At 63.7% G+C, this 19,207-nt stretch carries 18 protein-coding genes; 8 read left to right on the forward strand and 10 right to left on the reverse strand.

Features of this window, described 5'->3' with window-relative positions; translation table 11 throughout:
• The first annotated feature begins 39 nt into the window (after window positions 1–39).
• Both J1M81_RS16980 and J1M81_RS16985 read left to right on the forward strand, forming a co-directional pair.
• Window positions 40–1,257: a sensor histidine kinase gene (locus J1M81_RS16980; protein ID WP_283348361.1), complete on the forward strand. Its 1,218-nt coding sequence runs from the start codon at window positions 40–42 to the stop codon at window positions 1,255–1,257.
• Entirely contained in the window at window positions 1,248–1,892 is a 645-nt protein-coding gene (locus J1M81_RS16985; protein ID WP_206498437.1) for a response regulator transcription factor, read from the forward strand. Before J1M81_RS16980 ends, J1M81_RS16985 begins: the two co-directional genes overlap by 10 nt.
• Window positions 1,893–1,901: 9 nt before the next feature.
• On the opposite strand, the gene J1M81_RS16990 is transcribed toward J1M81_RS16985, so the two are convergent.
• From J1M81_RS16990 to J1M81_RS17005, 4 genes are read right to left on the reverse strand one after another with little or no spacing between them, the layout of a single operon-like run.
• Entirely contained in the window at window positions 1,902–2,558 is a 657-nt protein-coding gene (locus tag J1M81_RS16990; protein WP_045840948.1) for a nitroreductase family protein, read from the reverse strand.
• 7 nt (window positions 2,559–2,565) lie between these two features.
• Window positions 2,566–3,552, reverse strand: coding sequence for an alpha/beta fold hydrolase (locus J1M81_RS16995; RefSeq protein WP_206498438.1), 987 nt, complete (start codon window positions 3,550–3,552; stop codon window positions 2,566–2,568).
• Window positions 3,553–3,564: 12 nt separating this feature from the next.
• Window positions 3,565–3,984: an EVE domain-containing protein gene (locus J1M81_RS17000; RefSeq protein ID WP_255032345.1), complete on the reverse strand. Its 420-nt coding sequence runs from the start codon at window positions 3,982–3,984 to the stop codon at window positions 3,565–3,567.
• A 21-nt stretch (window positions 3,985–4,005) separates the two neighbouring features.
• The gene (locus J1M81_RS17005) at window positions 4,006–4,638 is read right to left on the reverse strand and encodes an isochorismatase family protein (RefSeq protein WP_094643737.1); all 633 of its coding nucleotides are present in this window, start codon (window positions 4,636–4,638) and stop codon (window positions 4,006–4,008) included.
• Window positions 4,639–4,764: 126 nt separating this feature from the next.
• Here J1M81_RS17005 and J1M81_RS17010 point away from each other — a divergent pair, with 126 nt between their 5' ends.
• Together J1M81_RS17010 and J1M81_RS17015 are read left to right on the forward strand one after the other, a co-directional pair.
• The gene (locus tag J1M81_RS17010; RefSeq protein WP_206498439.1) at window positions 4,765–5,745 is read left to right on the forward strand and encodes a GlxA family transcriptional regulator; all 981 of its coding nucleotides are present in this window, start codon (window positions 4,765–4,767) and stop codon (window positions 5,743–5,745) included.
• Window positions 5,742–6,578, forward strand: a complete 837-nt coding sequence (locus J1M81_RS17015) for an adenylate/guanylate cyclase domain-containing protein (protein WP_206498440.1) — start codon at window positions 5,742–5,744, stop codon at window positions 6,576–6,578. The genes J1M81_RS17010 and J1M81_RS17015 overlap by 4 nt, the downstream gene beginning before the upstream one ends.
• On the opposite strand, the gene J1M81_RS17020 is transcribed toward J1M81_RS17015, so the two are convergent.
• Genes J1M81_RS17020 through J1M81_RS17030 form a run of 3 tightly spaced genes read right to left on the reverse strand, consistent with a single transcriptional unit; the run spans window position 6,575 to window position 9,647 of the window.
• Complete coding sequence (locus J1M81_RS17020) at window positions 6,575–6,889, reverse strand: hypothetical protein (protein WP_206498441.1); 315 nt, start codon at window positions 6,887–6,889, stop codon at window positions 6,575–6,577. The genes J1M81_RS17015 and J1M81_RS17020 overlap by 4 nt on opposite strands.
• Window positions 6,886–8,238: an acyclic terpene utilization AtuA family protein gene (locus J1M81_RS17025; RefSeq protein WP_094714645.1), complete on the reverse strand. Its 1,353-nt coding sequence runs from the start codon at window positions 8,236–8,238 to the stop codon at window positions 6,886–6,888. The genes J1M81_RS17020 and J1M81_RS17025 overlap by 4 nt, the downstream gene beginning before the upstream one ends.
• Window positions 8,235–9,647: a CitMHS family transporter gene (locus J1M81_RS17030; RefSeq protein WP_094714539.1), complete on the reverse strand. Its 1,413-nt coding sequence runs from the start codon at window positions 9,645–9,647 to the stop codon at window positions 8,235–8,237. Before J1M81_RS17030 ends, J1M81_RS17025 begins: the two co-directional genes overlap by 4 nt.
• A gap of 82 nt (window positions 9,648–9,729) precedes the next feature.
• On the opposite strand from J1M81_RS17030, the gene J1M81_RS17035 reads away from it, so the two are divergent.
• Window positions 9,730–10,623, forward strand: a complete 894-nt coding sequence (locus J1M81_RS17035) for a LysR family transcriptional regulator (protein WP_283348360.1) — start codon at window positions 9,730–9,732, stop codon at window positions 10,621–10,623.
• 213 nt (window positions 10,624–10,836) lie between these two features.
• Here J1M81_RS17035 and J1M81_RS17040 read toward each other — a convergent pair whose 3' ends face one another.
• Window positions 10,837–13,074, reverse strand: coding sequence for an NADP-dependent isocitrate dehydrogenase (locus J1M81_RS17040; RefSeq protein ID WP_206498443.1), 2,238 nt, complete (start codon window positions 13,072–13,074; stop codon window positions 10,837–10,839).
• Window positions 13,075–13,313: 239 nt separating this feature from the next.
• Between J1M81_RS17040 and J1M81_RS17045 the strand changes: the two genes are divergently transcribed.
• Window positions 13,314–14,690 carry an NAD-dependent succinate-semialdehyde dehydrogenase gene (locus tag J1M81_RS17045; RefSeq protein WP_068103716.1) on the forward strand — a complete coding sequence of 459 codons (1,377 nt, stop codon included), beginning with the start codon at window positions 13,314–13,316 and terminating at the stop codon, window positions 14,688–14,690.
• 136 nt (window positions 14,691–14,826) lie between these two features.
• Window positions 14,827–15,690: an alpha/beta fold hydrolase gene (locus J1M81_RS17050; protein WP_032383775.1), complete on the forward strand. Its 864-nt coding sequence runs from the start codon at window positions 14,827–14,829 to the stop codon at window positions 15,688–15,690.
• Here J1M81_RS17050 and J1M81_RS17055 read toward each other — a convergent pair.
• The gene (locus J1M81_RS17055; protein WP_206498444.1) at window positions 15,687–17,045 is read right to left on the reverse strand and encodes a cytochrome P450; all 1,359 of its coding nucleotides are present in this window, start codon (window positions 17,043–17,045) and stop codon (window positions 15,687–15,689) included. The genes J1M81_RS17050 and J1M81_RS17055 overlap by 4 nt on opposite strands.
• An 85-nt stretch (window positions 17,046–17,130) precedes the next feature.
• On the opposite strand from J1M81_RS17055, the gene J1M81_RS17060 reads away from it, so the two are divergent.
• Complete coding sequence (locus J1M81_RS17060; protein WP_206498445.1) at window positions 17,131–17,748, forward strand: TetR/AcrR family transcriptional regulator; 618 nt, start codon at window positions 17,131–17,133, stop codon at window positions 17,746–17,748.
• A 75-nt stretch (window positions 17,749–17,823) separates the two neighbouring features.
• On the opposite strand, the gene J1M81_RS17065 is transcribed toward J1M81_RS17060, so the two are convergent.
• The gene (locus J1M81_RS17065; RefSeq protein ID WP_032383778.1) at window positions 17,824–19,182 is read right to left on the reverse strand and encodes an acetamidase/formamidase family protein; all 1,359 of its coding nucleotides are present in this window, start codon (window positions 19,180–19,182) and stop codon (window positions 17,824–17,826) included.
• Window positions 19,183–19,207 lie beyond the last annotated feature (25 nt).

Genomic DNA, 19,207 nt, shown 5'->3' on the forward strand with positions numbered 1-19,207 from the left:
CGCAGTATCAGCGGGCATTTGTGCGGCTACGCTGCTGGAGTGCTGGCTAACCGTGGCGTGTACCCAACCGGGCAGGCGGATCGAGCGTCGATCGGCTCACTGCTGCGGCGTTGGCTCACGGCACTGTCCGGAGTTCTGCTCGGTAGCACCACCGCGGTAGCAGCGCTGCTGTTCTCTGTGGTGACGTCACTCGCCCTCGTTCTGGCGCGCGTCCTCGGTCGGCGAGGGCCTGTGCAGAGGGCAGTAGACGCCATCGCATTGTCGTTCTCGGAGTTCGAGATTCGACGCATCGGCCGATTCCACGGCGCGCTGCGGACGGACGCGCTGACCCCTCTACGCTGCCGCATGTATCTCGGTCTGCGATGGACGATCGGAATACTCGGGCTCGGCGTGGTTCTCCTGCTGACACTGTGCCTCGTCGTCGCGGGCTCGATGGTCTCGGCATGGATATTCAGCGGCGACTGGGGCCTGATCGAAGAGTCCGACCGCGTTGACGGCGGACTCGTCGCGATGGCCGCGCTGCCCGGAATCCTGTTGGTCTTCGTCGCCGCTGTCGGCGTCGCAGGGGTGGGATCGTTGGACCGCTGGTTTGCCGTTCACGTGCTCGGACGGCAGTCCGAGCGACTGTTGCAACAGCGGGTGGCCGAGCTGACGAGCAGCCGCGATCACGTGGTCGACGCCATCGACGACGAACGCCGTCGCATCGAGCGCGACCTGCACGACGGAGTGCAGCAACATTTGGTTGCCCTCGGGATGCTGGTCGGCCGGGCGCGCCGAGCGGACGATCCTGCGAAGGTGCACGAACTCCTCGGCCAAGCCCAGGTCGCCTCGCAGGGAGCAATCGATGAGCTGCGCGAGGTTGCCAACCGGGTCTATCCGATCGCGCTCGACAAGGACGGCCTGCGCGCAGCTCTCGAAGCACTGGCCGAGCGGTCCGGTGTGCCCGTCCGACTCTCGTACGAACTGACGCAGAGGTTGCGCCCCGCTGTGGAAACAGTCGTCTACTTCGTCATCTCGGAGGCGGTGACCAACGCAGCCAAACATGCCTCCCCGACATCGCTGGAGGTCAACGTCACTCGGCAGAAGTTCGATCGCGTACTGGCAACCATCACCGACGACGGGGGCGGCGGTGCCGATCCGTCCGGCACCGGATTGTCCGGACTGGCCCGCCGCGTCGCAGCGATGGATGGCACCCTCACCGTGGACAGCCCGGTCGGCGGCCCGACCATCGTGACTGCGAGCGTCCCATGCGCGTGATCGTCGCTGAGGACTCGACGTTGCTGCGCGAGGGTCTGGTGCGTCTGCTCGTCGACGAAGGCCACGACGTGATCGCGTCTGTGGGCGACGCCGACGCGCTTTTGGTTGCTGTGGAACTGGATCGTCCCGACATCGTTGTCACCGACGTCCGTATGCCTCCAGGTCACAGCGACGAGGGCTTGCGGGCGGCACTGACCATCCGCGGTCGATGGCCGGAGGTGGCAGTACTCGTGCTCTCCCAGTACGTCGAAAACCGTTACGCAGCAGAGCTGATCAGTGGATCAGGGGGCAAGGTCGGATACCTGCTGAAGGACCGAGTCGCGCAGGTCGACGAGTTCCTGGACGCCCTCGACAGGGTGGCCGACGGAGGGACTGCCTTCGACCCGGAGGTGGTGCGCCAGTTGCTCTCTCGCACCACCCGGTCGAATCCCCTCGAACGACTCACTCCGCGCGAGCGCGATGTGCTCGAGCTGATGGCGCAAGGTCTCACGAACGCCAGAATTGCCGTTGATCTGTACATTTCGGTGAGCTCGGTCGAGAAACACATCAACGCGGTGTTCGACAAACTCGGATTGGCGAACTCCACCGGTATGAGTCGACGGGTGATGGCGGTGGTTGCGTTCCTGCGCACGTAACCGATCCGACTACCAGCGATCGACGTGCAGCACCGTCTCGATGGGATCCCGCGGCGCGACCTTGAACGTCTCACCCGTGTAGTACGCCGTCGGAATCAACGCGCCCTGATGGAAGTCTTCGGGGATGCCGAGAAGCTCGGAGATCTCCGCCTCGCGGGCGAGATGAATTGTGGTCCAAGCCGTTCCGAGGCCACGTGCCCGTGCAGCCAGGGCGTAGTTCCACACCGCAGGCAGCAGTGAGCCCCACAGACCGGCCTGATTTCCCGCCGGGAGCGTCTTACCTGCTTGGATGCACGGGATCAGCAGTACCGGAACTTCACCCATGTGCTCGCCGAGCCATCCCGCGCTGTCGCCGACTCGCTTCTGCACCGAGGCGCGTTCCGGATCGTCCGCAAACAAAGCCGACGCGGAATGCTTCGACGCCTGATACGCGGCGAACAGCTCGCCGTAGATCGCGCCGATCCGGGCGCGAAGATCGGGATCGGTGACGACGATCCACTGCCAACCCTGCTTGTTCGACCCAGAAGGGGCCTGCAGCGCGATCTCGAGACATTCCTTGATCAGTTCCATCGGAACCGGCCGCGTCAGGTCGAGACGCTTGCGGACGGTGCGCGTCGTGGTCAGCAGTTCGTCGGGAGTCAAGTCGGCAATCGGGAAAGAAGTCACCTCACGATCATGCACCATTCGGCCTCTGCAGGGCCCGGTTGATTAATTCCTCGTTCGCAGCGTCCCAGCGCGCCGCCATCGACATTCCCCCATGCCCGTCGCCCTCATCGATGATCAGTGTCGACCCGGGCCAACGTCGATGCAGAAGCCACGGTGTGACTGCCGGCCCTGAGATGTCCTTTCGGCCGTGGATCAGGACTCCTGGGATGTCCACCAGACCGTCGGCACGTGCAAGCAAGGGCGGATTACAGAACCCGTCGTGCGACCAGTAATGCGCGGTCAGCCGCGCGAAGGCCAGCCGGAACCGGTCGTCGTCCCAGCGCGGATTACGCCGAGCACCATTGGTACCGATCGAGATGTGCACGTCCTCCCACAGCGCCCACTCCCGAGATGCACTGTCCCGCAATTGCACATCAGGTGAGTTGAACAGACGGTCGTACGCGTCGACTATGCGACTCTCACCTAGTCGATAGCCGACGCCCGACTGCTCCGCGAAGCTAGCGAAGCGATCCCACGCTTCCGGGAAGACCGCACCGACTCCTTCGGTGATCCAGTCGACCTCCGCGCGGCTGGTCGTCGTGACAGAGACGAGGACGATGCCGAGAACCCTTGTCGGATGTGCGAGAGCGTAGGCCAGAGCGAGAGTCGAACCCCAGGATGCGCCGTTGACGATCCACGCCTCGACGCCCAGGTGCTCACGCAAGGCCTCGATGTCGGCGATCAGATGATCAGTGGTGTTGGTAGTCAACGACGTCGAGGGATCGGATGCATGTGGTGTAGAACGGCCGCACCCACGCTGCTCGAACCCGACTGCGCGAACACGAGACAGATCGAAGTGTCGTCGAAACTGACTGGAGTTCAAGGTCCCGCCTGGCCCACCGTGCAAGTAGACCGCTGGGACGCCGTCGGACGGGCCCCATTGCTCCCAGTAGATGCGTTGCCCGTCCCCGACATCTAGCATTCCGTGAAGTGCCGGCTCGTCTTCCGATGTCATCCCGCCATCACATCATTCGAGAGGCAACATCTGCCGGATCACTGCCCATGCGGACGCGTCGACCCAGGAGGGGTTGGCCTGCTGAGGCGATCGGAACACCTCGAGCATCGACAACTCCTCGATGCACTGGATGTCCGACGCAAGAATCGGCTCGTCGAACAGCATGATGTCCGTCGAGATCTTCCACTGCGGACCGGGTACTGGGGTGCCGGTCAATCGGCCCGCACCCCAGATCCCGCGTCGCGGGTGGCTACTGACCCAGAACAGCACGGGTTGCCCGGGTTTCATCAAACGCGTTCGGTAGTTGTCGGCGACGCACCAGTTCTCGTGCGCACGTCCGGCTTCGATCATCGGCGCGAGATCGGTCTTGTGCGGATTGCACTTGATCACCCACGCACCGAGCGTCTGGTCCGTAATTGCCCGTGCCGTCACCGTCGCCATCGTAATTACGACTTAGGCAACCGCGTCGTTGCCCTGCGCTGCCGAGACCACCAGATTGTTTGCGGTCAGCTCGTTTCCGTTCTTGACGGCGTCGACCCACTGGTCGGTGGACGCCACTGCCGCGAAGTTCGACTGGTAGAGCACCATCAGTGCCTTGTGCAGTTGCTCGGCCGAGACGGTGCCCGCCTCGTTGGAGAGGTTGATCGCTCCGGTGGCGTCGGACAGGATCTCGACGGTCAGGTCCAGCGCTTCGGCGTCGGCGCTGGAGGCAAGGTCGCAGTTGTTCGTCATGTAGCCGACGATCGTGACGGTGTCGATGTTGTTGCTCTGCAACCACTTCGCGACACCGGTTCCAGCGAAGACGCTGCTGTACTGCTTCTCGACTCGCTCGAAGGAGGGCTGCACGACGGCCTGAATGTCGGGATGCAGCTCGTAGGTCGGGGTGCCCTTGACGAAAGCGGGCGAACCTTCGGGCATTTCGTGCTGAACGATCGCGACGGGCAGGTCTTGCGCCGCAGCGGCTTCGATGGCGCGGACGATATTGGCCAACGACTCGTCGCGCGGCGGGTACTGGATCTTCAGCACTCCCTCGAAGTACTCCTGCTGGACGTCGATGACGATGAGGGCTCTGCGTGGTGCGGTCATGGGTGTTCTCCTTGTAGCCGGCGTTCTCGGTCGATACCCATCGTTCGTCATCGACCTTGCGTCCACGAGTGGCACGGATGCATACTTTCGATTGATTTGCGCCAACGTTCTGGATCGGAGCCAACCATGCGAATAGCGCTCTATGTGTTCGACGGCATCACGATGTTTCACCTCGCCGCGCCGTTGATGGTGTTCGGCGAGGTGAATCGCCTCGGACTCGCCTCGGATTGGGAGACGCGAGTGTGGTCCGACGAACCAGGCTCGATCCGCACCGAGGAAGGGTTTCCCATCGGCGAGATCGCGGGTCCCAGCACCGTCGACTGGGCCGACATCGTCATCGTGACGTCGTGGCCGGAGTCGTTGCCGCGCATAGGCACTGATTTCTCCGACGCTCTCCGCGGAGCTCATGCCCGAGGCACAGCGATCGCGGGTTTGTGCCTCGGTTCGTTCGCCGTCGCAGACACCGGTTTGCTGGCCGGCCGCCCCGCCGTCACGCACTGGACCAAGATGACCGAACTGCGGGAGCGAAATGCACACGCCGGCGTCGACGAGTCGGTCCTCTACATCGACCACGGAGACGTGATGACCTCCGCGGGAACGGCATCGTCGATAGATTCCTGCCTGCACATCGTGCGCAAGCACCTCGGTTCGGCTGCCGCGACGCGGGTGGCCCGCAGTCTGGTGGTCGCACCCCATCGCGACGGTGGTCAGGCTCAATACATCGAACGGCCGGTCATCGAGGCATCAGGCGGTACCGCGATCGCCGACGTCCAGAGCTGGGCACTCGAGCGACTGGACGAGTCGTTGCCCATCGAGCGACTGGCCGATCATGCCCGCATGAGCCGACGCAGCTTCATCCGTCAGTTTCAGTTCGAGACGGGATCCACCCCGGCTCGGTGGGTGTTGATCAAACGGTTGGAGGAAGCTCGGAACCTACTGGAAACGACCGATCGCAGTATCGAGAACATTGCCGCACTGTGCGGATTTGGCAGCGCTGTCACGTTGCGCCAGAACTTCCGTTCGGCATTCGCGGTGACACCGACGGCCTATCGACGGCAATTCGCGGTCGGTTGTGCGCCCGCAGAGGCGTTGGACAGGCAAGGATGAGCGACGTGATCCTGTGGATAGTTGCCGGAGTAGAGCTCGCCGCCATCGTTGCGCTCGGTGTCGTGTTGATAGTGTCGCGTCGCAAGCTGAAGCACACCCGCCGCGCACTCGACCAGGCTCTCGCAGAAACACAGCAGCGCCGTAAGCGACGCGGCCTGGTGCCCTTCGCCATCAGAACTGCCTTCCACACCACGGACCTACTCATCAACAAGGGCTTCGGCGCCACGGTTCGCAACTCCGTCGAGGACCTCGCGGGCTGGGCCAAGGTGGAACGCCCCGATCTGGCACGCATGACGGCGGACGGCGACATCGTGGTGATGTTCTCCGACATCGAAGGATCCACCGCGCGCAACGAGGAGCTGGGCGACCGCGGCTGGGTGAAGCTGCTCGAAAAGCACAACAAGCTGATCTGCAAGCACGTCGCCGATCACGGCGGCCATGTGGTGAAAAGCCAGGGCGACGGGTACATGCTTGCATTCTCCGATCCCGCGGGGGCCGTGCGCTGCGGGGTGAAAGTGCAAGAAGCCCTGATGAAGAACCCTGATCGATGGGACCGCATCCGCGTACGCATGGGCGTGCACGTCGGCAGTTCGGTGCGACGCGGAGACGACATCTTCGGACTCAACGTGGCCATGGCAGCACGAGTTGCGGGACAGGCCGAGGGCGGCGAAATTCTGGTCAGCGAACCGGTGCGCAACGCCATCGGTGCGGTGCATGACCTGAACCTCGGGACGCCCCGCGACGTCGAACTCAAGGGAATGAGCGGGACCTTTCAGTTGTATCCGGTTGCGCTACCGGTGTTGCCCAACTCCGAGGTCAAGCAGCTCGATTAGATCTGCTCGCCCACAGCCATGCTCAGCAGGTGGTAGCTCAGACACTTGCCATGTCCGTCGAGAACGGGGCTACCTGTCACTCCCCCGCCGAGCACGCCGGGCAGCTCGAACACCAATCCCGAGACCAAGGGCATTTCGGTGCGACGCACGGCTCCGGTGACCAGCGGTGCGAAATGCCCGGCAACGGCATCGACAGTCAGTGCGCCGGAGAGTAACTCGTAGTCCTCATCGGTTCGCGGGAACACCGCAAGAATGAGGGTGTCGCCCTTGTCCCCGGTTCGCACGTCGGCGAGATCGTCGACAGTTCTCATACCGTCACCTCCGTGATGTGTACGGCGGTCGTCACCTGTGCACGTGGAATCAAACACGATCTGATGGCGAGCACCTCGGTGCTGCTGCTGCGCGCACCGCCGCCACCGGCCGGGCCGTTGGTGTACAGACTTTCGACTTCCCACCCCACGAGTGCCGCGGTCTCCGCGTCGGGCACCTTCGCGGTCACGCGCAGTCGCACTTCGGGGACATCGGTCGGGGCCAAAAGTCCGCGGAATGCAGCGCCCGCGCCGATGTACTCGATACCCACGTTCTCCGCTAAAATACCGTGTACCTCCCACAGTCGTTGCTGCACAATCGCTCCCGCGAGCTGCGCGCGTTGCAGGGCGCGTGGCCCGGCGTAGCTGATCTGCCCTTCCCCGAGCCAACCGCCGCGGAATCCGAGGGTCACCTTCAACTCCTCTGGCCGTGTGCCGCCCGTCGCCCCGCACACCGCCACCCGGTCAGGCCCGACTGTCTGGAACGCAACTCCGGTGAAATCGGCGGTCACGTCCGGCGTCAAGTATCTGGCGGGATCGCCTACCTCGTAGAGCAGCTGCTCGGCGCACGTTCGCCGCGTCAGCTCCCCGCCGGTGCCGTCGACTTTGCCGAATTCGGCTGTGCCGTCGGCCCGTACGTCCCCGAACGGAAAACCCAGATTTGCCAGACCCTGCACAGGCTTGGTGACCGGGTCGGCGAAGTAGCCACCGGTCAGTTGGCCCGCGCATTCGAGTAGATGCCCGACGGCCGTCCCAGCACCGAGCGTCTCCCAATCCTGCCCCGCCCAACCGAACTCGTGCATCAGCGGCGCGAGATACAGCGCTGGATCGGCAAGACGGCCGGTGACGATCACGTCGGCACCGACGTCGAGTGCGGGCAGTACCGCGTCGGCCCCGATATAGGCGTTGGCCGACACCAGTTCCTCGGAATGCTCCGACAGCGGGCGGCCGGTCTCCCACACCACCGGATCGATGCGACGTACCGCGTCGAGCACGTCGTCGCCGGTGACAGCAGCGATGCGCACCGAACGCGAGCACACCTGCTCCGCCACCTGCGCGACGACCGCGGCTGCCGCAACAGGATTCGCGGCTCCGGAGTTGGTGACGACGGTGATGCCCTGCTCAGTGGTCGAGCCGAGTACTGCGCGCATGCGCGCTGCCAGGAGCGGGTCGTAGCCCGTCGTGGGATCGAGCAATCTTCGGGCCTGCCCGGTCGCAACCGTCCGCTCTCCGAGGCACTCGAAGATCAGATAGTCGAGCTCGCCTCGCTCGGCCAAGATCTGCGCGGGGTCGATGCGATCGCCGGCAAACCCCGCACCGGCACCCAATCGGACAGTTTCGCGGGCCCTCATGAGACCCACACCGGGATGACGCCCGTCGCGAAAGCGACTCCGAGCATGCCGAGGCTGACGAGCCACGCCCACCCCAGGGTATGACGGATGTGCCTGCCGATATCGACCTTGGCCAATCCGACGAGAAGGTAGAACGCGCCCGTCATCGGACTGATCGGGAAGCCGACGGTCTCCTCACCGATGATCGATGCCTGAGCGAGATGGATTGCGCTGATGCCGAATTGGTCGCCGACCTCGATGAGTACCGGCAGCACACCGAAGTAGTACGCGTCCGGGCCGAAGATCAGACTCATCGGTACCGCGAACACCCCGACGATGAGCGGAAGTGCTGGTGCCATCCAGTCCGGAATCACGTTGGCGGCGCTGACGGCCATCGATTCGATCATGCCGCTGCCGTCGAGCACACCGAGCAGAACACCGGCGGCGAGCAGCGTGCCCACCATCAGCATCGCGCCGACTGCATGCGCTTCGATACGGGCGGACTGTGCCTTCATGCCCGGGTAATTGATCAGGAGCGCAACGATGGTCGCGATGATGAAGCAGGTCTCCGGAGGCGCGACGGCCGCGATCAGTGCGGCAAGTGTCGCGACGACGAGAACGACGTTGACCCAGAACAGCTTCGGACGTAGCAGGCTGGGCTCGTCAGGCCTGTCGGGCTCTTCTGGGGTCTCGTCACCGCCCGACCCGACTGAGGCCGGCTCGTTGGTTCCGCCGCTAGCGGGTACGGGGATTCGCTGCCCGACGCGTGCCGTCGATTCCTCCACCTCGGCCTTGACATCACCTGCTGCGACCTTCGCCAACCGCGTCCGCTCTCGGCGTCCGAGGTAGTACGCGATGGCCAACGCGAACACCACACCAGCGATCTGCGCGGGAATCAGCGGCACCCACAGCTCGTTGGCGTCGACGCCCAATGTTGCTGCCGCTCGCGCCGTCGGGCCGCCCCAGGGAACGAGGTTCATCACGCCCGCACCCAGTCCGACACACGTGGCCAGCACCAGCCGGCTCATCCCGAGGCGCTCGTAGATCGGCAGCATCGCGGGAACGGCGATGAGGAACGTGACCGCGCCTGCCCCGTCGAGATGGGCGACCAACGCGAGAGCCGTCGTAGCCACGGCGACAGTCGGCGGTGCGCTGCCTGCCCACTTCACGATGCGCGCGATGAGGGGATCGAACAGACCTGCGTCGCGCATGATCCCGAAGAAGACGATCGCGAACAGGAACATGGCTGCGACGCCGACGACCCCGCCGAGCCCATCCTTGACGAACCCTGCCACCTCGGACGGCGAGTTGCCGGCCAGGAACGCCGCGGCGAGTGGGACACCCGCAAGCGCAACGATGGCCGCGACACGTTGGGTGAACAACAGCAGCAGGATGATGGCAATCGTCCCGAAGCCGAGCAGTGACAGCATGTGATCTCCTTCATCGAATATGACGAGTGTTGTGGAGATCACTTACGCAGTCCAACATCAGTTGGGTATAGATTCATGCGTCGTGGGCATAAACATCGGCATCGCGCATATGCGCGCGGTTGTCGCACTGGCAGATCTTCAGAGCTTCACGTCCGCTGCCGCGGCACTGGGCGTGTCTCAGCCCAACCTCAGCCGTACCGTCGCTGAAGCCGAGCGACGCCTGGGCGTCCGACTGTTCGTACGCACAACCCGAAGTGTCGATCCGACGGGTGACGGGCTCGAAGTGGCCGCATATGGGCGTCGAATACTGCTGGAGTTCGACGACGGACTCGAACAGATCGCACGATTCGTTTCCGGAGAACGCGGCACCGTCACGATCGCATGCCTACCGTCGATCGCGGCGATATTCCTGCCCCCGTACATCGTGGAGTTTCGGCGCAACCATCCCGACGTCTCGGTACACGTCAAAGACGGCCTGCGTGACGGCGTCGTAGCATCGGTTCGAGACGGCTCGGTCGATTTCGCAGTGGTCGCCGCGTCGGGTCGGGCAAACGACCTGGAACGCACGACGATCAGCACCGACGCATTCGTCTGCGCCCTACCCACCAATCACCCTCTTGCGCAACGAACTTCGTTGTCGTGGACCGACCTGGCCGGCGAGTCGTTCATCTCGTTCGGCCCCGAATCCAGCATCGAGTCACATGTGCGGCTCGCGCTGGAAAGCGCGGGAGTCGACGTCGGGCCATCGGTTCAGGCACACAACGTCGCTGCGGTGGCCGGACTGACCGCCGCGGGACTGGGCGTCACAGTTGTCCCCGAACTGGTGGTACCGATGATGTCGTTCGCAAACCTGGTCTACATGCCGATCGAGCCAACGATCCACAGGACCATCTCCGTCGTCCAGTTGCCCGGACGACGCCAAAGTGCAAGCTGTTCGGCGTTTCTCAGCGTTCTGGTGCCGCCCCAGACGGGATGAATGGGCCATTCAGTACGTCTGAGCGCGTGAAAGTCACATTGATCCGTCGCGGGCGTGCAATCCCAACCAAGGGGCGGACTGTAGACCGCGGACGGTTGACGGCTACCGGAGCCCGAGAGTTGTTGCACCTCAACGAATGAATGGCCCCTTCACAACGTCTGAGCGCGTGAATGGGCCATTCATTTCAAAGGGGGGTGAAGCAGGCAGAAAGAACTACTGCTTCGCAGACTCCAGTGCCTCGTTGAACGTCGAGGACGGACGCATCACTGCGGCGGTGGCTTCGGGGTCCGGGTAGTAGTAACCACCGATGTCGACCGGGTTGCCCTGTACCGCGTTGAGCTCGCCGACGATTTTCTCTTCGTTTTCCGAGAGCGTCTTCGCGAGTGCGGCGAAGTGCTTGGCCAGCTCGGTGTCCTCGGTCTGCTCGGCCAGTTCCTGTGCCCAGTAGAGGGCGAGGTAGAACTGGCTGCCACGGTTGTCGAGTTCACCGGTCGAGCGCGACGGCCCCTTGCTGTTCTCGAGCAGCTTGCCGGTGGCCGAGTCGAGTGCGTTGGCGAGGATGGTCGCCTTGACGTCACCGGTCTTGGTTCCCAGGTCCTCGAGGCTGACTGCGAGAGCCAGGAATTCACCCAGCGAATCCCATCGGAGGTGATTCTCCTCGATGAGCTGCTTGACGTGCTTGGGGGCCGAACCGCCAGCACCCGTCTCGTACAACCCACCGCCGGCCATCAGCGGAACGATGGAGAGCATCTTGGCGCTGGTGCCGAGTTCGAGGATCGGGAACAGGTCGGTGAGGTAGTCACGCAGGATGTTGCCGGTCGCGGAGATGGTGTCGAGCCCGCGGATGAGACGTTCCATCGTGTAGCGGATCGCACGAACCTGCGACATGATCTGAATGTCGAGGCCCTCGGTTTCGTGATCCTTCAGGTACTTGCGCACCTTGCCGATCAGCTCGTTCTCGTGCGGGCGGTACGGGTCGAGCCAGAAGACGACCGGCATGCCGGACTCGCGGGTGCGGCGCACTGCCAACGCAACCCAGTCGCGGATCGGCCCATCCTTGACGATGCACAGGCGCCAGATGTCGCCCTCTTCGACGTCCTGGGTCAGCAGAACTTCGCCCGTCGCCAGGTCGGTGATGTTGGCGACGCCGCCGGCAGGAACCTCGAACGTCTTGTCGTGCGAGCCGTACTCCTCGGCCTTCTGCGCCATCAGGCCGACGTTGGGAACGGTGCCCATCGTCGTCGGATCGAACTGGCCGTTGGTCTTACAGAAGTTGATCATTTCCTGGTAGATGCGGAAGAAGGTCGACTCCGGGCTGACCGCCTTGGTGTCCTTCGGCCGGCCGTCCGCGCCCCACATCTTGCCGCCGCTGCGGATCATCGCGGGCATGGAGGCGTCGACGATGACATCGCTGGGCGAGTGGAAGTTGGAGATGCCGCGGGCCGAATCGACCATCGCCAGTTCCGGACGGGTCTCGTGGCACTTGTGCAGATCGTCGATAATCTCTTCGCGCTGCGCGCTGGGGAGTGCTTCGATCTTGCTGTACAGATCCGACAGGCCGTTGTTGACGTTGACGCCCAGTTCCTCGAACAGATCACCGTGCTTGGCGAACGCGTCCTTGTAGAAGACCTTGACGGCGTGACCGAACACGATGGGGTGCGATACCCGCATCATCGTGGCCTTCACGTGCAGGGAGAACATGATGCCCGTCTTGTAGGCGTCCTCCATCTGCTCTTCGTAGAACTCGATGAGCGCCTTCTTGCTCATGAACATGCTGTCGATGACGTCGCCGTCGGTGAGCGACACCTTCTCTTTAAGGACGATGGTCTCGCCGCCCTCGGTCAGCAGCTCCATCTTGACCTCGCGGTCGCCCTCGACGGTCATCGACTTCTCGCCGTGGTAGAAGTCGCCGTGCCGCATGTGCGCAACGTGAGTGCGCGATGCCGGGGACCACTCACCCATGCTGTGCGGGTGCTTACGGGCGTATTCCTTGACGGCCTTGGGGGCACGCCGATCCGAATTACCCTCACGCAGAACGGGATTGACCGCACTGCCCAGGCACTTGGTGTAACGCTCGCGGATCTCACGCTCTTCGTCGGTCTTCGGGTTGCCGGGGAAGTCGGGGATCGCGTAGCCCTTGTCCTGCAGCTCCTTGATGGCCGCGAGCAACTGCGGCACCGAGGCACTGATGTTGGGCAGCTTGATGATGTTGGTCTCGGGCAGCTGCGTCAGCTTGCCCAGCTCGGCGAGGTTGTCGGTCACTCGCTGGTCTTCGTTGAGGTAATCGGGGAACTCGGCGAGGATGCGGTTGGCAACGGAGATGTCACTCGACTCGACGTTGATCTCAGCCGCACTGGCGAAAGAACGTATGACCGGAAGAAACGCGTGAGTCGCCAGCATCGGCGCCTCGTCGGTCAGTGTGTAAATGATGGTCGGCTTCTTCGCTGTCATGTTTCGCCTTTGCCTCAGTTTCAACGTCGTCTTTTGGATGCGTTCTCCATCGACTTTAATCTTCCGAACCCGCGACTGTGGGGGCAGTGGGGTATCACTCCACCTGGGGTTCCAAGTTACCGACCAGTAGGACGCCCACGAGGTTTCGCAACTTCGCCCCGCCCCATCCTTGACCACCGTCGGAGCATCCGATTTTCCCGAATCGGAATAATGACACCCTCCCGACCGTTGAGCGGGGTATGACGACCTACAAGACTGTCAATCCTGCCGACGGCACAACTGTGAAGGAATTCGAGACTCTCGACGGTGCCGGCGTCGAGCGTGCACTTGCCGATGCACACGCCGGTTTCCAGACATGGCGCAAGACCTCACCGAAGCATCGCGCCGACATCCTGCACAAGGTCGCCGATCTCTACACCGAGCGTTCCGACGAACTGGCCCGCACGATCTCGCTCGAAATGGGCAAGCCCCTCACCGAATCCCAGGGCGAGGTGGAACTGTCGTCGAACATCTACCGCTACTACGCCGACCACGGCCCGTCGCTTCTCGAGGACGAGAAGCTCGACGTACCCGGCGCGGAAGACACTGTGCTGCAGCGTAAGCCGGTGGGCGCTCTCGTCGGCGTCATGCCGTGGAACTTCCCGTACTACCAGGTTGCCCGGTTCGCCGGCCCGAACCTGATGGTGGGCAACACGATTCTGCTCAAGCATGCACCCAATTGCCCGCAGTCGGCACTGCTGATGGAGGAGATCTTCCAGCAGGCCGGACTCCCCCAGGACGCGTACATCAACATCTTCGCGACCAACGACCAGATCGCCGACATGATCGCCGACTCCCGCGTCCAGGGCGTCTCGCTCACCGGTAGTGAGAGGGCCGGAACCTCCGTCGCCGAGACGGCCGGACGCAACCTCAAGAAGGTCGTCCTAGAACTCGGCGGATCGGACGTATTCATCCTGCTCGACTCCGACGACATGGACGCCACCGTCGAATCCGCTACCCGGGCGCGGCTGTCCAACGCAGGCCAGGCCTGCAATGCCGCCAAGCGCATCCTGGTCGCCGAGGAGGTCTACGACGACTTCGTCACCAAGCTCGTCGCGTCGTTCGAAGCCGTGCAGACCGGCGACCCGCTGGACGCGAAGACCACCCTCGGACCCCTGTCGTCGCAGACCGCCGCCGACACGCTGATCGAGCAGATTGACGACGCCGTCGCCAAGGGCGCAACGCTGCTGACCGGCGGTAAAAAGATCGACGGACCGGGTGCCTACGTACAGCCGACATTGCTGACCGACGTCACCCCGGACATGCGCGCCTACAGCGAAGAGCTGTTCGGACCGGCCGGCGTCATCTACAAGGTCGAAAGCGCGCAGCAGGCAATCGAATTGGCGAACTCCTCCGCATACGGTCTCAGCGGCTCGGTGTGGAGCGCTGACCTCGACAAGGCCCGCGACGTGGCCGAGCAGCTCGAAGTGGGCATGGCGTTCGTCAACGAACACGGCACCACGCTGCCAGGTCTGCCGTTCGGCGGAGTCAAGCGCTCCGGCGTCGGCCGCGAACTGGGCCCGTGGGGCATGGACGAGTTCGTGAACAAGAAGCTCGTGCGCGTCTCAGCGAAGTAGATCCTGCTGGCATGGCTCCCCGGACACGATGTCCGGGGAGCTTTCGCGTTCCCCGTCGTCGGGCAATTCGACCCGGTACTGCGGGCGTAGCCGATAGGTTCGAGTTTCGTCCCCATCGCCGTTTCGAGGAGTAACCGTGGCCAACGCTTCGTCGTTCGTATCCAAGCAGGACGACATCGAGATCAGTATCTACACCTGGGCGACGGCCGCCGATCCGGCTCGCGGCGTCGTACAGATCGCGCACGGACTCGCCGAGCACGGCAGCCGATACGCCCGCTTCGCCGCCGCGCTGAACGACGCCGGATTCCACGTCGTCGCCTCCGATCATCGCGGTCACGGCCAGTCGATCGTCGATACTCCAGGCGATTTCGGTGCCGCTGCGTTCGCCGGGCTGTGGGCCGACATCGAGCAACTCGGAGAATCGTTGCTCAGCGAGTACCCGGACCTGCCGCTGTTCTTGTTCGCCCACTCGATGGGATCGTTTGCCGCGCAGCACGTTCTGATCGAACGATCGGACCTGTACGAGGGCGTGGTGCTTTCTGGCTCGACCACCCTGAACATCCTCGCCGCTGGGATGGCCGACGCCCCGGCCGGTGACCTGAGCGTGTTCAACGCCGCCTTCGAGCACCGCACCGGTTACGAATGGCTTTCCCGCGACGAGGCCGAAGTGGACGCCTACGTGGCTGATCCGCTGTGCGGCTTCGACCTGCCCGAGTCGACGGTGCCCGCGCTGTTCGGTGAGGCCGAGAAGCTCGCCGATCCGCACAACCTCGAGCAGATCCGCTCCAACCTCCCGCTGCTCATCACGTCGGGATCCGATGATCCACTCGCCGGCGGCGGCCAGTTGATCGAAACCCTTGCCTCCCGATACCGCGAAGCCGGCATGAGCGACGTGACCGTCACCCTCTACCCCGGTGCTCGCCACGAAATCCTCAATGAGACCAACCGAGACGAGGTCACCGCGAACATCATCGGCTGGCTCACCGAGCGGGCCGGCTAGACCTCACGCCGTCGAAGCTGCACAGGCTGCCCGTCCTCGGGGAAGGGCAGCGACGTGAAGTTCAGCGGCGCAACGTAATCGGGATCGACGGTCCAGTCGAACCGCAGCAACAGGTGATGCATGATCGTCTTGATCTCGGCACCGGCGAAGTACATGCCGATGCATTTGTGGACGCCACCGCCGAACGGTTCCCACGCATAGCGGTGCACCTTGTCTTCACGACGGTCCGCGGCGAAGCGTCCGGGATCGAATTGCTCAGGGTTGGGCCAGTACTGCGCCATGTGGTGCGTGAAGTGGGGTGCGACAGAGGCATACGTCCCCGCGGGGACGAACTTGCCCTGCACCTCGGTGTCTTTCACGGCACGGCGAGCCACTACCGGTGTGGGCGACACCAGACGTAGGCACTCCTTCATCACCAGATCGACATTGGTGAGCTCGTCGAGTTGAGCGAACGTCGGAGCATCTGTGCCCAGCGCCTCGCACTCGGACCGGCACTTGTCCTGCCACTCCGGATGCTGCCCGAGGTACTGCATCATCGTCGACAGTGTGATCGTCGACGTGTCGTGCGCGGCCATGAGCAGGAAGATCATGTGGTCGATCACTTCGTCGTCGGAGAAGCGCTCTCCGTCGTCACCCTCGATTTGGCACAACACCGAGAAGAGGTCGTCGGTCTCGGTGGCTCGCCGGGCAGGCAGATAGCGTCGGAAGAACTCGTCGAGCACCGCTCGGCCGTCCAGGCCTCGCTTCCATCGTGTGCCCGGCACCCGGTATCGGACGATCGACGTCGCGGCCTGGACGCAGGCGATGAAACTGTCGTTGAGCTCGGCGATGTCGGCATCCGTCGTTCCCTCCGCACCGCCCATGAAGATGCTCGTCGCGACGTCCAGTGTCAGCGCTTTGAGCGCCGGGTAGACCTGGAAGTCGGCCCCCGGGTGCCACTCGTCCAATCCCGTTGCGGTCACGGGGTTCAACGCCGCCACGGACTTGGCCAGTCGGTCGCGAGTGAACGCCTGCTGCATGATTCGACGGTGACGCAGGTGCTCCTCGGAATCGAGCAACATCAGGCCGCCGTGGAAGAACGGCCCGATCAACAGCGACCAGCCGTCGCCGTTGGCGAACGCTTTGTCCGCGTTCTGCAGCACCTGCTGACACGCGTCGGGTCCGAGGACGGTGATCCACTTCTGGCCGGCCATGGTCATCCAGGAGACCTCGCCGTACTTGTCCCATCGACTGCCGAGCAGCTTCAGAGGGTCTCGTATGTATTCGAGGGTGTGACCGACGACGGGCAGACCGCCGTCACCGAAAACCGGCTGAAGCGTTGAATCCGCAGGTGGAGCAGCCAGAGCACGTGCCATTGTCGACCTCCATCAATCTGACAGAGTGTCCTGTCAGATGGGATGTAGTCTGCGTCACACTTGCGTCCTCTGTCAAGATCTACCCATGGATTCCCCGACGCGCCGGTACAACGGCATGAGTGCCGACGATCGCACCGCCGAACGTCGAGCGCGCCTGCTCGACGCCGGACTCGAGGTCTTTGCAGCGGCGGGAGCCAAGGGCGCGACCATGACCGCCATCTGCGCGCACGCCAAACTCACCGAGCGCTACTTCTACCAAAACTTTTCCAGCAGAGACGGCCTGCTCGAGCAGGTCGTGGAATCGGTGTCCGACGAGATAAGAACGGCAGCGCTCGATGCACTGCACTCCCCCGCCCAGACAGTCGACGACAAGGTACACAACGCGGTGACCGCGTTCGTCGGCGTCCTGACCGAGGACCGCCGCAAGGGCCGGGTCGCGATGATCGAATCGCTGGCCGTCGACTCCCTCCGCGAATACCGACGAAAGTCATTGCGCGGCTTCGCCCATCTGGTGGCCGAACAGTCGCGCGAACTCTACGGCGAGAAGGCTTGGCCGCAACCACAGTCGGAGATCAACGGACTGCTGTTCATCGGCGGATTGGCCGAACTCGTGATCGCCTGGCTGAACGACGAAATCGACATCGCACCTGCAGACATCGTCGACGCCGCAACACGTCACTTCATCGCAACCGCGCACCGCTGAGGTGCGCTACGCGCAGTGGCGTGATTATGTGCCCGCAGAGGCACTTACCCGCACCACTGCGCCGCAGGCGCACTCCTACCGGTCGAAGTGCGCCTTCGAGATCTGCCCGTGCACGCCGACGGTCTTGTCGACCACCTGCGAGACGGTGAAGTTCGCGGCAGCGGAGAGGTACGCATACGCCGTCGCCCGGTCCATGCCGAGATCGGTCTCCAAGAAGTCCAGAGCATTGACCACAGCCCGACGCATCGCCGCGTTCAGGTCCGAACTCTGGCCGCCGACGGCCCCGTCCGGATCTGACAGGCCGATCGAAATCCACGAGTTCTCGTTCTCGGCAAAGGGATACGAGTACGCGACAGACGGCGCGTCACCGCTGCCCGCCTTGCAGACCGTAAGGCGGAAGGTGCCGCGCAGAGACCCCTCCATCGCAGTGAGGGCCACCTCACTGTCACCCATCGCCATGTGCGGATCGCCGACGTAGAACAACGCGCCCTCCGCGAACACGGGAAGATAGAACGTCGAGCCGACGCCGAGCAGACCGACGTCGATGTTGCCGCCGCCGAGCGTCGGGGGAATCGAGTTGGCATTTGGGGATGTCAGACCCGCGTCGCTGGCGAACGCCACACCCATCATGCCCATGAACGGACGCAGCGGAAAGCGCACGGCCGCATCGCCGTACCGCATCACGCCCTGCCCGTCCTCGACGGCCGTGAACGTGGATACATTGCCGTACTGCGTCGGGTCACCCGATTTCCTGCCGTCGCTTCCGATCGGCGGCATGACTTCATCAAGGCTGATGCCCGCCGGTGCCTCGCCGGACGCCGTAACTGCCAGCGCGCCCTTGCCGTGCCTGCTCGACACCACGCCGTACGGCACCCGAGGAACGGCCTCCAGGGTCTCGATCTTGAGAACGTCTCCGCGCTGCGCGCCTTCGACGAACACCGGACCGGTTACGACGTGCGGTCCGTCGACGTCGAAGTTGCGTACCGTCCGGTCGTATCCGCCGGCAATGTTGATGGCGTCCTGGAGTACATCGGATTCGGAAACGCCTTTGCCGCCGAAGAATTCGACGGGATCGCGGCCCTGGTCCTCAAGAATGCCCTCGTGGCTGAGCGCATCGATGGTCACGGTCTCGCCGGACTTCATCTGCAATACCGACTCCGACTCGACCGTCGGGACGTAGCCCCACAGAACCTTGTCGACCTCGGAGCTCAGGTAGTGATCGCCGGAGATGTCACCGGCTCCCGGCTGAAGAATGCCGACCGGTGCCGGAGCCGATGAACTCGCGGCGGCAGTGGTCGTCGAGGTCGTCGAACACGCAGCTGTTGTGGCCAAACCAGCCCCTGCGCTCATCGCTGCCACCGCCCGAATGAAGCCGCGTCGGCCGATTCCTTTGCTGATAGTTTCCGCTGCGTGCTCTGCCATCGACTGCGCCATACTGCCTCCTGAATGTCCGAATCTC

Origin of the sequence: Rhodococcus sp. KRD175 (genome assembly GCF_017168275.1) — a bacterium.
Classification (GTDB): domain Bacteria; phylum Actinomycetota; class Actinomycetes; order Mycobacteriales; family Mycobacteriaceae; genus Rhodococcoides; species Rhodococcoides fascians.

Excerpts from the sequence above, each read along its gene's own strand:
- J1M81_RS17065 (WP_032383778.1), bottom strand. The coding sequence starts at position 19,182 with ATGGCGCAGTCGATGGCAGAGCACGCAGCGGAAACTATCAGCAAAGGA.
- J1M81_RS17005 (WP_094643737.1), bottom strand. The coding sequence starts at position 4,638 with ATGACCGCACCACGCAGAGCCCTCATCGTCATCGACGTCCAGCAGGAG.
- J1M81_RS17055 (WP_206498444.1), bottom strand. The coding sequence starts at position 17,045 with ATGGCACGTGCTCTGGCTGCTCCACCTGCGGATTCAACGCTTCAGCCG.
- J1M81_RS17045 (WP_068103716.1), top strand. The coding sequence starts at position 13,314 with ATGACGACCTACAAGACTGTCAATCCTGCCGACGGCACAACTGTGAAG.
- J1M81_RS17060 (WP_206498445.1), top strand. The coding sequence starts at position 17,131 with ATGGATTCCCCGACGCGCCGGTACAACGGCATGAGTGCCGACGATCGC.
- J1M81_RS17040 (WP_206498443.1), bottom strand. The coding sequence starts at position 13,074 with ATGACAGCGAAGAAGCCGACCATCATTTACACACTGACCGACGAGGCG.
- J1M81_RS17030 (WP_094714539.1), bottom strand. The coding sequence starts at position 9,647 with ATGCTGTCACTGCTCGGCTTCGGGACGATTGCCATCATCCTGCTGCTG.
- J1M81_RS16995 (WP_206498438.1), bottom strand. The coding sequence starts at position 3,552 with ATGACATCGGAAGACGAGCCGGCACTTCACGGAATGCTAGATGTCGGG.
- J1M81_RS17010 (WP_206498439.1), top strand. The coding sequence starts at position 4,765 with ATGCGAATAGCGCTCTATGTGTTCGACGGCATCACGATGTTTCACCTC.
- J1M81_RS17025 (WP_094714645.1), bottom strand. The coding sequence starts at position 8,238 with ATGAGGGCCCGCGAAACTGTCCGATTGGGTGCCGGTGCGGGGTTTGCC.
- J1M81_RS17020 (WP_206498441.1), bottom strand. The coding sequence starts at position 6,889 with ATGAGAACTGTCGACGATCTCGCCGACGTGCGAACCGGGGACAAGGGC.
- J1M81_RS16985 (WP_206498437.1), top strand. The coding sequence starts at position 1,248 with ATGCGCGTGATCGTCGCTGAGGACTCGACGTTGCTGCGCGAGGGTCTG.
- J1M81_RS17015 (WP_206498440.1), top strand. The coding sequence starts at position 5,742 with ATGAGCGACGTGATCCTGTGGATAGTTGCCGGAGTAGAGCTCGCCGCC.